The organism is Kitasatospora sp. NPDC051164 (assembly GCF_044455625.1).
In the GTDB taxonomy this organism is placed as follows: Bacteria; Actinomycetota; Actinomycetes; order Streptomycetales; family Streptomycetaceae; genus Kitasatospora.
The window spans coordinates 56,464-68,007 of sequence record NZ_JBITFB010000013.1 but is presented as its reverse complement, the minus strand read 5'-3'; the positions used below and the strand labels follow the sequence as shown (position 1 = coordinate 68,007).

The window sequence follows — 11,544 nt, the reverse complement described above, 5'->3', positions numbered from 1 at the left end:
GACCGCCCCACCCGGCGGACCAGGAACAGGAAGGCGAACCGTGGCCGAGATCGTCCTCGACGGCATCACCAAGCGCTACCCCGACGGCGCCCTCGCCGTCCACGACGTCAACCTCACCATCGCCGACGGCGAATTCGTCATCCTGGTGGGCCCGTCCGGCTGCGGCAAATCCACCACGCTCAACATGATCGCCGGCCTGGAGGACATCACCGAAGGCACCCTGCGCATCGCCGGACAGGTCGTCAACGACCGCGCGCCCAAGGACCGCGACATCGCGATGGTCTTCCAGAGCTACGCGCTCTACCCGCACATGAGCGTGCGCGACAACATGGGCTTCGCGCTGCGCCTCGCCAAGGTCGACAAGGCGACCATCGGCGCCAAGGTCGAAGAGGCCGCCCGCATCCTCGACCTCACCCAGCACCTCGACCGCAAGCCCGCCAACCTCTCCGGCGGACAGCGCCAGCGGGTCGCCATGGGACGGGCGATCGTCCGCGACCCCAAGGTCTTCCTGATGGACGAGCCGCTGTCCAACCTCGACGCCAAACTCCGGGTCCAGATGCGCACCCAGATCGCCGCGCTCCAACGCCGCCTGGGCACCACCACCGTCTATGTCACCCACGACCAGGTGGAGGCCATGACGCTCGGCGACCGGGTCGTCGTCATGCGCGCCGGCGTCGTCCAGCAGGTCGGCTCGCCGCAACACCTGTACGACGAGCCGGTCAACCTCTTCGTCGCCGGGTTCATCGGTTCGCCCGGCATGAACTTCCTCGGCGCCGCGCTGGAGGAGAACGCGCTGCGCACCTCACTCGGCGCGCTGCCGCTGGACGACCGCACCCGGCGCGCCCTCGAGCACGCGGACGCCCCGCGCGAACTGATCGTCGGCATCCGCCCCGAGGACTTCGAGGACGCCTCCCTGACCGAGCACGCCGGGGTCGGGCACACCGGCGGGGTCACCTGCACCGTCACCGTCGAGGTCAGGGAGTCCGTGGGCTCGGACGTCTACGTCCACTTCGCCGAGGAGGGCGGGCCGGCGCCGACGGACGAACTCGCCGAACTCGCCGCGGACTCGGGCCGGGCCGACACCGGCATGCAGGAGCACCGCGTCGTCGCACGGCTGAACACCGCCACCCGCGCCACCGAGGGCAGCCCGCTGGAACTGTGGGTCGACACCGCGCGGATCCACGTCTTCGACCCCCGAAGCGGGGCCAACCTGACCCACCCGGAACGCCTGCCGGACTAGCGCGGGGCGGGGGCAGGGGCTACGGCGTGCCGCCCTGTTGGCGGCTCATCCAGTCCGAGATGGCCTCTTCGGTCCGGGCGAGCTTGTCGGTCGGGCTGAACTGCAGCAGTTCGGTGCCGGCGTCGACGTACGGCCGGTGGCCCGGCGGCTGGTAGAAGGCGTCGCCGGCCTCGTACACCTCCTCCTGGTCGCCGAAGACGAAGCGCATGCGGCCGGCGATGACGTAGCCCCAGTGCGGGCACTGGCACGACCCGTCGGGCAGCGCCTGCAGCGGCCCGTCGAGGTCGGCGTCGGCGGCGAAGGAGACGAATTCGACGGTGTAGCCGTCCATCTCCGCCCGGCGGTCGGTCACCGGCCCGAACTCCTGGACCTGCGGCGCGGATTGCTTGGAAACCTTCGGCATTGCTACGGCTCCTCTCGGTGACGCCCCCCGAGACTTCCCGTCGTGTCGAGTCGACCACCCCGGACGGCCGGGCGCATCCGGAGGCGGACGCCCCAACGCGAGCTGCCGGTCCGGAGGACACCCAGGTCGGCGACGCGCGCGGGGGAGGTGAGGACCGGTGGTGTCAGACAGTCGCCGCCGGGGTGGCAGACGGGCGACGGGCCATCGCCTCGGAGGCCTTGGCCGTGGCGTACAAGGAGATGGCCAGGGCGACGACCAGGGCGGCGCCGGCGGCGAAGACACTGCCGGAGGAGACGGCCTTGGCGCTGCAGGCCTCGGTGCGGGCGGACCCGGCGAGGAACGGCACGACCACCAGGACCGTGACCCCGAGGGCGACCTCGCCCCAGACGACCAGGGGGAAGTGGCGCAGCGTGAGGTGGCGCAGGGAGGCGGTGTCGTCGGCGCGGCGGGCCCGGGCGATGCGCGGCATCAGCCAGAACTGGTTGACGGCGCCGGCGGCGACCAGGCCGAGGACGAGGACAACCTTGACGAGCAGGGCGAGGCCGTAGCCGGTGGTCCACAGCTGGGAGACCGAGCCGACGTGCTTCCAGCTGAGCCACAGGCCGGAGACGAGGACGGCGCCGACGCAGACCATGGCGACGAGGCCGAAGCGGCGCCACAGGTCGGCCCACAGCAGGCCGGCGCCGTCGCCGAGGCGGCCGCGGGTGCCGGCGAGGGCGACGAGCAGGGCGAGGCCGCCGAGCCAGACGGTGCCGGAGACGATGTGGACCTGGTCGAGGGCCAGGTCGAGCCAGCGGTCGAGGTCGGCGGGCGAGGTGGTCGGGACGGCGGCGACCAGGGTGGCGGCGAGCGCGGCCGGCAGGACGGCGAAGACGATGCGGTCGGTGTGCCGGCGGGCGGCCGGGACGAACAGGGCGATCAGCGCGGCGGCCGTGGCCAGGAGGACGAGGTTCTGGACCAGGTAGACGGTGCCCTGGGCGACCCAGGCGTCCTTGGCGGCGGGGGCCTGGAGGAAGTCCCGGATCCGGCCCGGGGCCAGGGCGTCGCCGAAGGGCATGCCCTTGCCGGAGCGGGCGACGCGGGCGGCGAGCTGAAAGTAGCCGGCGACCAGCAGCACCACGCCCGCCCCGGCGAGGCAGGCCGCCGATCCGAACCTCAGGACCGCGGCGTCGTCGCTGTTCCCGCTGCGCTCGGCGGTCCTGAGGGCGGGGCGGACGGTGGTGGCGTACGTGACGGTGGTGCCGATGGCTCCGCTGAGGCCGATGAAGTAGCCGGTCTTGGTGAGGACCCGCCAGAGCTGGGGCGTGGCGTATCCGGCCGTGTTCGCGGCCGACAGCAGACTGTTCATGAGGGAAGGCTAACCTTTCTAAGGATAGCCTTCCCTCATTCTTTGCCCTTGATTGTTCTACCGTCATCAATCTGTGACTCGCGGTCGGGTCGGACGGCCACGAGCAGGACGAGGGCGCCCGCCTGGACGACCGTCACCGCCGCGATCAGGGCCGGCACGGACACCTCGTACAGCGCGCCGGTCAGGGCGCCCGCCGCCAGGGTCGCGGCGCCGACGACGGCGGCGAAGACGCCGTAGGCGGTGGCCCGTCGGGCGGCGGGCACGAGGTCGGCGACGGTGGCGCGCAGCGTCGACTCCTGAACTCCCATCACCGCTCCCCACAGCAGGACGCCCGCGACCACGGCGGCCCGCGAGCCGCTGAAGGCGAGCGCGGTCATCGCGGTGACCAGCACCGGCAGCACCGCGAGGACGCGCGGCCCGACCCGGTCGTACAGCCAGCCGGTGGCCAGCGCGACGACGGCGTCGGCGAGCATCGCGGCCGCGTACAGCACCGGCACCAACGACACGGACACCAGGTGGCGCTGGACCAGGTGGAAGGAGACCACGCCGAAGGTGGCGAAGCCGGCGGTCGTCGCCGCGGTGAAGGCCGCGTACACCCAGAACGCGCGTGGCAGCCGCGGCGGTTCGGCCTCTTCGCCGCCGTCGCTGTTGCCGCCGCAGGGGTGGCCGGGCGTGGAGGCGGGCTCGTAGCGGGCGGGTTCGGGCACGCGGGCGCGCAGCCACACCAGCACGGCGAGCGCCGCGACGCCCGGCACGGCGAGGACGCCCAGCGCGGGCGCGTAGCTACCGGTCACGGCCAGGACCCCGGCCACGGTGAGCGGGCCGATCACCGCGCCGAACTGGTCGAGTGCCTCGTGCACCGCGAACCCCCGACCCCGGCCGGTGGCGGCGGTGGCGTGCGAGAGCAGGGTGTCCTTGGCCGGGGACCGGACGGCCTTGCCGACCCGCTCCGCCACCACCAGCACGCACGCGGCCGTGAGCGTCCCGGCCACGCCCAGCAGCGGCACCGCGGCGACGGTCAGCGCGTACCCGGCGATGGTCAGCGCCCAGAACCGGCCGGTGCGGTCCGCCAGCGGCCCGGACACCAGCCGCAGGCCGAACGCCGCGGCCTCCCCGGCTCCGGTGACCACGCCGACCACCAGCGCGGAAGCGCCGAGGGAGGCGAGCAGCGGCCCGGTGACGGACCGGGCGCCCTCGTAGACGAAGTCGGCGAGCAGGCTCACGATCCCGAACCACACGACGAACCGCCACGGTCGCATACCCGTCGACCGCTCCGCCGGGGTGGGCCGGTTCATCCCCACACCCTATCGGCTGCGCGGGCCGGTCGAGGTGCGCGCGGGCGGGAGCGGGAGTTGGCTGGAAGCACCGGGGGTTGGGAACCGCGACGAGAGCAGGGACGAGAGCAAGGGAGCGGTGACATGGCTGTGGTGATGTCGATGCGGTGGGCCGAGGCCACGCCCGAGCAGTACGACACGGTGCGTGACGAAGTCCGCTGGGAGGAGGTCGAGCCGGCCGGTGGGCAGCTGCACGTCGCCTGGTTCGACGCGCAGGGCCTGCACGTGACCGATGTGTGGGAGTCCCAGCAGGCGTTCGAGACGTTCTTCGCCGAACGGTTGGCACCCGCGATCGAGAAGGCCGGCATCCCCGGGGAGCCCGAGACGGTGTTCAGCCCGCTGCATCGGCGCTTCGTCGCCCCGGGCGTCAGCGGCGCCGCGTAGCCGGAAGCCGCGGGTGCTCCCCGCGAGCACCCGCGCGCCCCCGCAGGGCCCGGACGCCCGGGCGAGGGCCGCGGGTCGTCACTGCGCGCGGACGATGACCACCGGGCAGGCGGCGTGCTGCGCGCAGCGCGTGCTGACCGAGCCGAGCAGGGCCCGGGTGAAGCCGCCGCGGCCGTGGCTTCCGACCACCAGGACCTCGGCGCCCTTCGACGCGTCCAGCAGGACGTCCGAGGGGTCGCCCATCACCATCGTCGGCCGGACCTCCACCGGGCGGTCCGTGCCGAGCACCGTGCGGAGTTCCTCGGCGAACCGCCGCCCGGCCAGGTCCCGGTCGAAGGACATGTCGACCACCGGCGCCGACCAGCCGACGTGGCTCGGCGGATCCCACGCGCCCACCGCCTCCACGACCCCGCCGATCAGCGTGGCGTGCCGGACCGCCCAGCGCAGCGCGGCGTGCGACGACGGCGAGCCGTCGACGCCGACCACCACGCGGGGAGCGGAGTCGTTCGCGTCCATGTCTACCGTCCTGTCGGTCGTCGCCCCTTCCACCACGGTGCGGGCCACCCGATGCCGCCGCCAGTACGGTCCGGCACCCGGGTGACGACGGCGGCACCCGGTCGTCGGCCGACCGCTCAGCCGGCCAGGCCCGGCAGCACCTCGGCGCCCGGCAGCCGGGCCAGCGCCCACCCGGGGAGGATCAGCTTGCCCCGGCGCCGACCGCTGCCGACCAGGACGTACGGCGCGGCGGCCACGGCCTCGTCGAGGAGCAGTGGCCAGGCGTCGGGCAGGCCGACGGGGGTGATGCCGCCGTACTCCATGCCGGTCAGCTCGACCGCGGTGTCCATTGGGGCGAAGGACGCCTTCCGGGCCCCCAGGTGGGTACGGACCGTCCGGTTCACGTCCACCCGGGTCGTGGCCAGGGCGAGGCACGCGGCGTGCGTGACCTCGCCGGCGCGCTTGGCGGCGACCACCACGCAGTTCGCGGAGAGCTCCGGCGGCGTGTCGTAGGCCGCGCAGAACACCGCGGTGTCCGCCTTCTCGGGGTCGGTATCCACGTAGAGCACGGCCGCGGCCGCGTCCCGGGCGTCCCAGTTCTTCAGGGCGTCGGCCACGGGGGCGGCCAGGTCGTCGCGAACCTCCAGGGCGGCGAAGGCCGTTGGGACGTTTCCGAAGGGCGGGGGTGCGGACTCGCTCATGGGACGGACTGTAGCGCGGTCCCTCACCCCCGCCCGGCTACCCCCAGTACCCCGTGTGCACCGCGGCGGCCTCCTCCGGGAGGTGAGGCCCCGAGACCTCCACGGTGTTGCCGCCGGCCGCGAAGACCTGTCGGCACGGCAGGTCGAGCACCGGCTCCTCCGGGTCGACCCCCGCGATGGCGTTCAGCTCGGTGGCGGAGAGCGCGTAGACGACCCGCCGGATGCCGCTCCAGTAGATCGCGCCGGCACACATCGCGCACGGCTCGGTGCTGCTGTACAGGGTGGCCCGGGTCAGCTGTGTCGGGGCCAGGGTGCGGGATGCCTGCCGCACCAGATTGGTCTCCGCGTGGGCGGTGACGTCGCGGTCCGACAGCACCGAGTTCTCGGCGCTGAGCAGGACGTTCCCGTCGGAGTCGGTCAGCAGCGCGCCGAAGGGGTGATTGCCGTGCGCTCGCGCGCTGTGGGCGAGTTCGAGGGCGGCGAGCAGGTGGTCGCGGTCGGCCATGGCGTACTCCTCAGGGTGGGCCGGGTGGTGGGGTCGAACGTACGACGTCAGTCTCCGGACGAAAGCGCTCCGACGCCGGGCGTGTGGGTGACAGGATGCCCGGGTGAACGACATCATGCGTGCCGCCGAGCGCCTGCTCGCCACCCGGCTGTCCGATCCCGTCGACCTGGGCGGGAGCAGCCGCACCAGTGTGCTGCGCTGTCGGACGGCCGACGGACGGAGCGTCGTCGTCAAGGCCTACACCGGCGGACCGGACGCCCTGCGCGGTTTCACGGCGGAGGCCGCCGGGCTCTCGCTCGGCCTGGCCGGCCCGCCGGTGCTCGGGGTGGACCCGGAGGTGCCGCTGCTGGTCCTGGCCGACCTCGGCGACGCGCCGACGCTCGCGGACGTGCTGCTCGGGGACGACCCGAAGGCCGCTGAGGACGGACTGCTGGCCTGGGCGGTCGGGCTCGGCCGGCTGGCGGCACGGTCGGTGGACCGGCGCGCCGACCTCACCCGGCTGTGGGCGCGGTACGACACCGGCCTGCCGACCTGGGCGGACGAGCCGTGGATCGCCCGCAACGCCGCCGACCTCCCCGGCGTGCTCGAAGCGGCCGGTGTCGCCGTGCCGGGCGGCCTGGTCGAGGAGCTCGCGCGGATCGGGACGGCGGGCGCGGAGGAGTACCCGGCGTTCTCCCCGGGCGACACCTGCCCGGACAACAACCTGCTCACCCCGGACGGTCTGCGGCTGCTCGACTTCGAGGTCGCCTGCTACCAGTCGGTGTTCCTGACCGCGGCGTACTGCCGGATGCCGTTCGCCACCTGCTGGTGCGTCTTCGCCCTGCCGGCCGGGATCGCCCGGCGGATCGAGGCGGCGTACCGGGCCGAGGTCGTCCCGGTGTATCCGGCGCTGGCCGAGGACGCGGTGTGGGAGGCAGGGATGACGCGGGCGGTGGCCGTGTGGACGACGAACGCGACCCTGCGCCTGCTGCCGCGCACCGCCGAGGACGGCCCGATGCACCGCACCCGGCGGCCGGTGGCGACCAGGCGCCAGGTGCTCAGGCACCGCTGGGAGACGGCGGCGCGGCTCGAAGGGTTCCCCGCGTTCACGGAGACGATGCGGCGACTGCTGCGGGAGGTCGCCGACGGATGGCAGGTGGAGCCGTTGCCGGGCTACCCGTGCTTCGCGCATGAGGGTGGCGCCCGCGACAGCTGACGGGGCGCTTCCGGCGGCGGCCGGGTCAGCCGTACGGGACGACGGCGACCGGGCAGTGGACGTGGTGGATCGCGGCGTGCGCGACCGGGCCGAGGTGGTGGTGGAGGCGCGGCATCCTGTGGGTTCTGCGGCCGACGACGAGCAGCCGGGCCGTCGCCGCGGCGTCCACGAGTTCGACGGTGGGCTTGCCCCGGACCAGGTCGGCCCTCACGGCCACCTCGGGGTGCCGGGCCCGCCAGGACTCCAGGGCCTCGGCGAGATCGGCCCGCTCGTCGGCGGACACCTCGCCCTCCAGTCCGCCGATGGCGCCGTAGGACATGTGCTCGCTGCCGGCCGGCGGGGCCCAGACGTGGACCACACGCAGCGGCGCCGAGCGGAGCGCGGCGGCCTCGAAGGCGAACGCCAGCACCGGGTCCGCCGGATGCGCCAGGTCGAGGCCGACCGTCACCGCGCCGTCCGCCTCCTCCTCGCCCGCCCGGACGAGCACCACCGGGCAGGCGGCCCGGCGCAGCACCTCCTGGCTGACCGAGCCGACCAGGAAACCGCGGACGGTGCCCAGCCCGCGTGAGCCCAGGACGAGCACGGCGGCGCTCTGCGCGGCGGCCTCCAGTGCCTCGGTGGGCTCGGCGGACACGGACGAGGAGGAGACCGTCAGCCCGGGGGCCAGGGCGCGCAGGGCGGCCTCGCGGGCGGCGAGTCGCGACAGGGTGTGCCGGTAGCTCTGGTCGCTGCCGACCACGTCCCGCTTCGGCCAGGGCCAGGCGTGGAGGAGTTCGAGCCGGAGGCCGCGGCGCCGCGCCTCCCGGGCGGCCCATTCGGTGGCGGCCAGGCTCTCGGGCGAGTCGTCGAAGCCGGCGACCACGGATCCGGTCATGGCGTCCTCCTCGGTTCCCGTGCTCGATCGGGGCGGTGCCCGGCCGCCTCGGGTGCGGCCCCAGTATCGGCAGTGGGCGCGCCCGGCGCCTCCCGGGGAGGCGGCGCCGAGCGCCTCGTGCCCGCTGACCACGGGAAACGCCCCTCGGGTGACTGGATATCCTGATCACATGAGCGACAACCTTCCCCCTTGCCCGCAGTGCGCCGGCGAGTACACCTATGAGATGAACGCCCTCATGGTCTGCCCGGAGTGCGGCCACGAGTGGGCGCCCGCCCACGCCGACAAGGCCGCCTCCGCCGGGGCCGTCTCCGCCGGGGCCGGCGAGCGGGTGGTCAAGGACGCGGTCGGCAATGTGCTGAGCGACGGCGACACCGTGACCGTCATCAAGGCCCTGAAGGTCAAGGGCAGCGCCTCCGGCATCAAGGCCGGCACCAAGGTCCGCAACATCCGCTTGGTCGACGGCGTCGACGGCCACGACATCGACTGCCGGGTCGAGGGTTTCGGGGCGATGCAGCTCAAGTCCAGCGTGGTCAAGAAGGCCTGACCCGCCCCGCCTTGACCCGCCCCGCCTTGACCTGCCCCGCCTGTTCGACCTGCCCTGTTCCGACCCGCCTGTCCCGCCCGGCCGTGCCGGCTCGTCAGGTGCGGATCCGGCGGAAGGCGACCACCAGGATGACGGCGGTGAGCGCCAGCAGGATGCCGGCCTCGACGAGCTGGATCGGTACGAGGTGGCCGACCGGGTGGTACCGCAGCCAGGAGCCGGTGGCTCCGTCGCACGTGGTGTACCGGCACGCGTCGTCGCCGACGCGGCTGCCGTCGGCCAGGACGGCGCCGCGGTCGATCAGCCACGCGTTGGTGGGCTGCGCGATGTACCGGTGCGCGGGGCCCAGCGGGACAACTTCGTCCACGATCGGATGGAAGTACGGGCGGGCCCAGCGGATCAGGCCGTGGGCGGCCGCGACCAGTGCGCCGGTGAGGAACATCGCGGGCAGTGTCCGGCGCACCAGCCGGCCGACGAGGACGCCCAGCGCCAGCGCGAACAGTGACCAGGCGACCGGCGCGACCCCGAGCGCCGGATAGGTGAAGAACTGGAACGGCGGATCGAAGGCGGCCGGCCCGTGCACGATGTCCGTCCACCACACCCAGGTCATCAGGGCGGCGAGCGTGCCGCTGAAGGCCAGCACGGCGAGGCCGGGCACCGCGAGGCGGGCGGCCAGCCAGCGCATCGGGCTGACGGACTGCGCGCGGATCAGCCGGATCGTGCCGCGCTCGTACTCCTGGGCCAGCAGTGGCGCGCCGACGAAGACGCCGATGAGCAGCGGGACGGCGGTCACCCCGGGCTGGAGGACCTGGGTGTACCAGAAGGTCGGCCGGTCGATCGGCGAGAGCAGGTTCCAGCACCGGGCGCCGGACCAGCTCTCGGGGCTGTAGCAGCCGGTCCGCCGCAGTACGCCCACGATGTGGCTGCTGACGAGGTGGATCCAGAGGAGGTCGGCCCCCACCAGGACCAGCAGTGCGGCCAATACCCATAGCAGGGCGCGATTCTGACGGATCGACAGCCAGAGAAGTCCGCGCAGTCGAGGGGTGGCGGGGCGGCGGCCCACGGGCGCGGTGGCGCGGTCGGGCAGGACGTTCGTGCTCATGCGGCGGCCTTCTCGTTCCGGTGCTGGTCGTTCGCCGGGGTGGTGTCCGGTCGCGGATCGGCCGGTGCGCGCAGATAGCCGAGCAGCAGGTCCTCCAGGCTCGGCCGCTCGCTCTCCCACGGGCCGTCCAGTGGTTCCCCGGTGCGTACCAGCGCGGTGGCCCGGCGGCCGCCGACGCGGTGCTCCACCACCAGATCGGCCGGGAGGTCGGCGGCCTCGGCGGGCCCGGTGAGCAGCTGGTGCCCGTCCAGGACATCGTCCAGGTCTCCGGCCAGCCGGATCCCTCCGCGCTGGACGAGCAGCAGGTGGTCGATGACGCCGTCCAGCTCGGGGAGGATGTGCGAGGAGACCACGATGGTGGTGCCGCGTTCGGCGGCGGCCGACATCAGGGTGCCCATGAGCTGGTGCCGGGCGAGCGGGTCGAGGTCGGCCATCGGCTCGTCGAGCAGCAGCAGGTCGGGGACCCTGCCGAGGGCGAGCGCCAGGGAGACCCGGGTGCGCTGGCCGCCGGAGAGCGAGCCGATCCGCGCCTTGGGTCGCAACTCGCCCTGGTCGACGATGCGTTGGGCCGTCTCGTGGTCCCATGCCGGGTTGAGCTCGCGGCCCATCCGTAGCGTCTCGGCGACGGTGAGGCCCGGGTAGAGCGGCTTGTCCTGCGCCACGTACGCGACCCGGGCGCGCTCGTCCGGGGTGCCGGACGGTTCGCCGAACACGCGCAACTCACCTTCAGTAGCGGAGAGTTGGCGGGCGGCGAGGGAGAGCAGGGTGCTCTTGCCCGCGCCGTTGGGGCCCACCACGCCGCAGATCCGCCCGGCCGGGACGGTGAAGTCGCAGTCGCGCAGGGCCCAGTCGCCCCGGAATCGCCTGCCGAGGCCGGCGGCCTCCAGCGCGGGCGTCATGATTGTCGGGTCTTCCACCCGGTCCCCCCACTGTTCTCAGTTCGGTGTTTCCGGGGAGACCCCGGTGTCGAAACGCTGCTCCAGGACGGAGGCCATCAGCGCGGAGATGTCCTCGCGCTCCAGCCCGGCCTCCCGGGCCCGGTCCACCCAGCCGACCAGGTCCGCGCGCAGCGGACCGTCGGCCGCCGCCTCCGGCCGGGCGAGCGAGCGCCGGACGAAGGTGCCGAGCCCCGGGCGGGGCTCGACCAGCCCCTCGCGCTCGAGTTCGCGGTAGGCCTTCAGCACGGTGTTGGGGTTGATCGCGGTCAGCTCCACCACCTCACGGGCGGTCGGTAGCTTGTCTCCGGGCTGCAGCAGCCCGAGCCGCAGAGCCTGCTTGGTCTGCTGCACGATCTGCTGGTACGTGGAGACGCCGCTGCGCCGCTCGATGCGGTACTCGATCACCGGCGTTCCGGCCTTTCACTAGTTCAATAGTGGAATGGTGGCCCACTGCGGCGCGATGGTCAAGGCGGACCGGGGGGCG

14 protein-coding genes are annotated in these 11,544 nt (G+C 73.6%); 4 read left to right on the top strand and 10 right to left on the bottom strand.

The genetic code is table 11. The features are described 5' to 3' along the window. The first annotated feature begins 40 nt into the window (after positions 1 to 40). Positions 41 to 1,240: a sn-glycerol-3-phosphate ABC transporter ATP-binding protein UgpC gene (locus ACIBEC_RS20450; RefSeq protein WP_360501865.1), complete on the top strand. Its 1,200-nt coding sequence runs from the start codon at positions 41 to 43 to the stop codon at positions 1,238 to 1,240. A 19-nt stretch (positions 1,241 to 1,259) separates the two neighbouring features. On the opposite strand, the gene ACIBEC_RS20445 is transcribed toward ACIBEC_RS20450, so the two are convergent. The 3 genes from ACIBEC_RS20445 to ACIBEC_RS20435 all read right to left on the bottom strand — a co-directional run bounded on the left by ACIBEC_RS20445 (position 1,260) and on the right by ACIBEC_RS20435 (position 4,286). Next, complete coding sequence (locus tag ACIBEC_RS20445) at positions 1,260 to 1,643, bottom strand: hypothetical protein (protein WP_360501868.1); 384 nt, start codon at positions 1,641 to 1,643, stop codon at positions 1,260 to 1,262. A gap of 163 nt (positions 1,644 to 1,806) precedes the next feature. Next, entirely contained in the window at positions 1,807 to 2,991 is a 1,185-nt protein-coding gene (locus ACIBEC_RS20440; protein ID WP_360501870.1) for a CopD family protein, read from the bottom strand. A gap of 35 nt (positions 2,992 to 3,026) precedes the next feature. Then, positions 3,027 to 4,286 carry an MFS transporter gene (locus ACIBEC_RS20435; RefSeq protein ID WP_360501873.1) on the bottom strand — a complete coding sequence of 420 codons (1,260 nt, stop codon included), beginning with the start codon at positions 4,284 to 4,286 and terminating at the stop codon, positions 3,027 to 3,029. Positions 4,287 to 4,409: 123 nt separating this feature from the next. Here ACIBEC_RS20435 and ACIBEC_RS20430 point away from each other — a divergent pair, with 123 nt between their 5' ends. Further along, entirely contained in the window at positions 4,410 to 4,709 is a 300-nt protein-coding gene (locus tag ACIBEC_RS20430; RefSeq protein WP_360501876.1) for a hypothetical protein, read from the top strand. A 78-nt stretch (positions 4,710 to 4,787) separates the two neighbouring features. Here ACIBEC_RS20430 and ACIBEC_RS20425 read toward each other — a convergent pair whose 3' ends face one another. The 3 genes from ACIBEC_RS20425 to ACIBEC_RS20415 form a co-directional block, all read right to left on the bottom strand. Then, complete coding sequence (locus ACIBEC_RS20425) at positions 4,788 to 5,225, bottom strand: universal stress protein (protein WP_360501879.1); 438 nt, start codon at positions 5,223 to 5,225, stop codon at positions 4,788 to 4,790. Positions 5,226 to 5,341: 116 nt separating this feature from the next. Beyond that, positions 5,342 to 5,905, bottom strand: coding sequence for a YbaK/EbsC family protein (locus ACIBEC_RS20420; RefSeq protein WP_360501881.1), 564 nt, complete (start codon positions 5,903 to 5,905; stop codon positions 5,342 to 5,344). 37 nt (positions 5,906 to 5,942) lie between these two features. After that, entirely contained in the window at positions 5,943 to 6,410 is a 468-nt protein-coding gene (locus tag ACIBEC_RS20415) for a nucleoside deaminase (protein ID WP_360501884.1), read from the bottom strand. 103 nt (positions 6,411 to 6,513) lie between these two features. Here ACIBEC_RS20415 and ACIBEC_RS20410 point away from each other — a divergent pair, with 103 nt between their 5' ends. Next, positions 6,514 to 7,605: a hypothetical protein gene (locus ACIBEC_RS20410; protein WP_360501887.1), complete on the top strand. Its 1,092-nt coding sequence runs from the start codon at positions 6,514 to 6,516 to the stop codon at positions 7,603 to 7,605. Between the two features lie 25 nt (positions 7,606 to 7,630). On the opposite strand, the gene ACIBEC_RS20405 is transcribed toward ACIBEC_RS20410, so the two are convergent. Next, the gene (locus tag ACIBEC_RS20405; RefSeq protein WP_360501890.1) at positions 7,631 to 8,479 is read right to left on the bottom strand and encodes a universal stress protein; all 849 of its coding nucleotides are present in this window, start codon (positions 8,477 to 8,479) and stop codon (positions 7,631 to 7,633) included. Between the two features lie 169 nt (positions 8,480 to 8,648). Here ACIBEC_RS20405 and ACIBEC_RS20400 point away from each other — a divergent pair, with 169 nt between their 5' ends. After that, positions 8,649 to 9,023, top strand: coding sequence for a zinc ribbon domain-containing protein YjdM (locus tag ACIBEC_RS20400; RefSeq protein WP_360501893.1), 375 nt, complete (start codon positions 8,649 to 8,651; stop codon positions 9,021 to 9,023). Between the two features lie 94 nt (positions 9,024 to 9,117). Here the strand turns inward: ACIBEC_RS20400 and ACIBEC_RS20395 are convergent, their stop codons facing one another. From ACIBEC_RS20395 to ACIBEC_RS20385, 3 genes are read right to left on the bottom strand one after another with little or no spacing between them, the layout of a single operon-like run. Further along, a complete protein-coding gene (locus tag ACIBEC_RS20395) occupies positions 9,118 to 10,122 on the bottom strand; it encodes a hypothetical protein (RefSeq protein WP_360501896.1) in 1,005 nt (334 codons plus the stop codon). Then, positions 10,119 to 11,021 carry an ABC transporter ATP-binding protein gene (locus ACIBEC_RS20390; RefSeq protein WP_396288245.1) on the bottom strand — a complete coding sequence of 301 codons (903 nt, stop codon included), beginning with the start codon at positions 11,019 to 11,021 and terminating at the stop codon, positions 10,119 to 10,121. Before ACIBEC_RS20390 ends, ACIBEC_RS20395 begins: the two co-directional genes overlap by 4 nt. A 36-nt stretch (positions 11,022 to 11,057) precedes the next feature. Then, positions 11,058 to 11,465 (bottom strand): GntR family transcriptional regulator, encoded by a 408-nt coding sequence (locus ACIBEC_RS20385; protein WP_360501900.1) that lies wholly within the window; start codon positions 11,463 to 11,465, stop codon positions 11,058 to 11,060. Positions 11,466 to 11,544 lie beyond the last annotated feature (79 nt).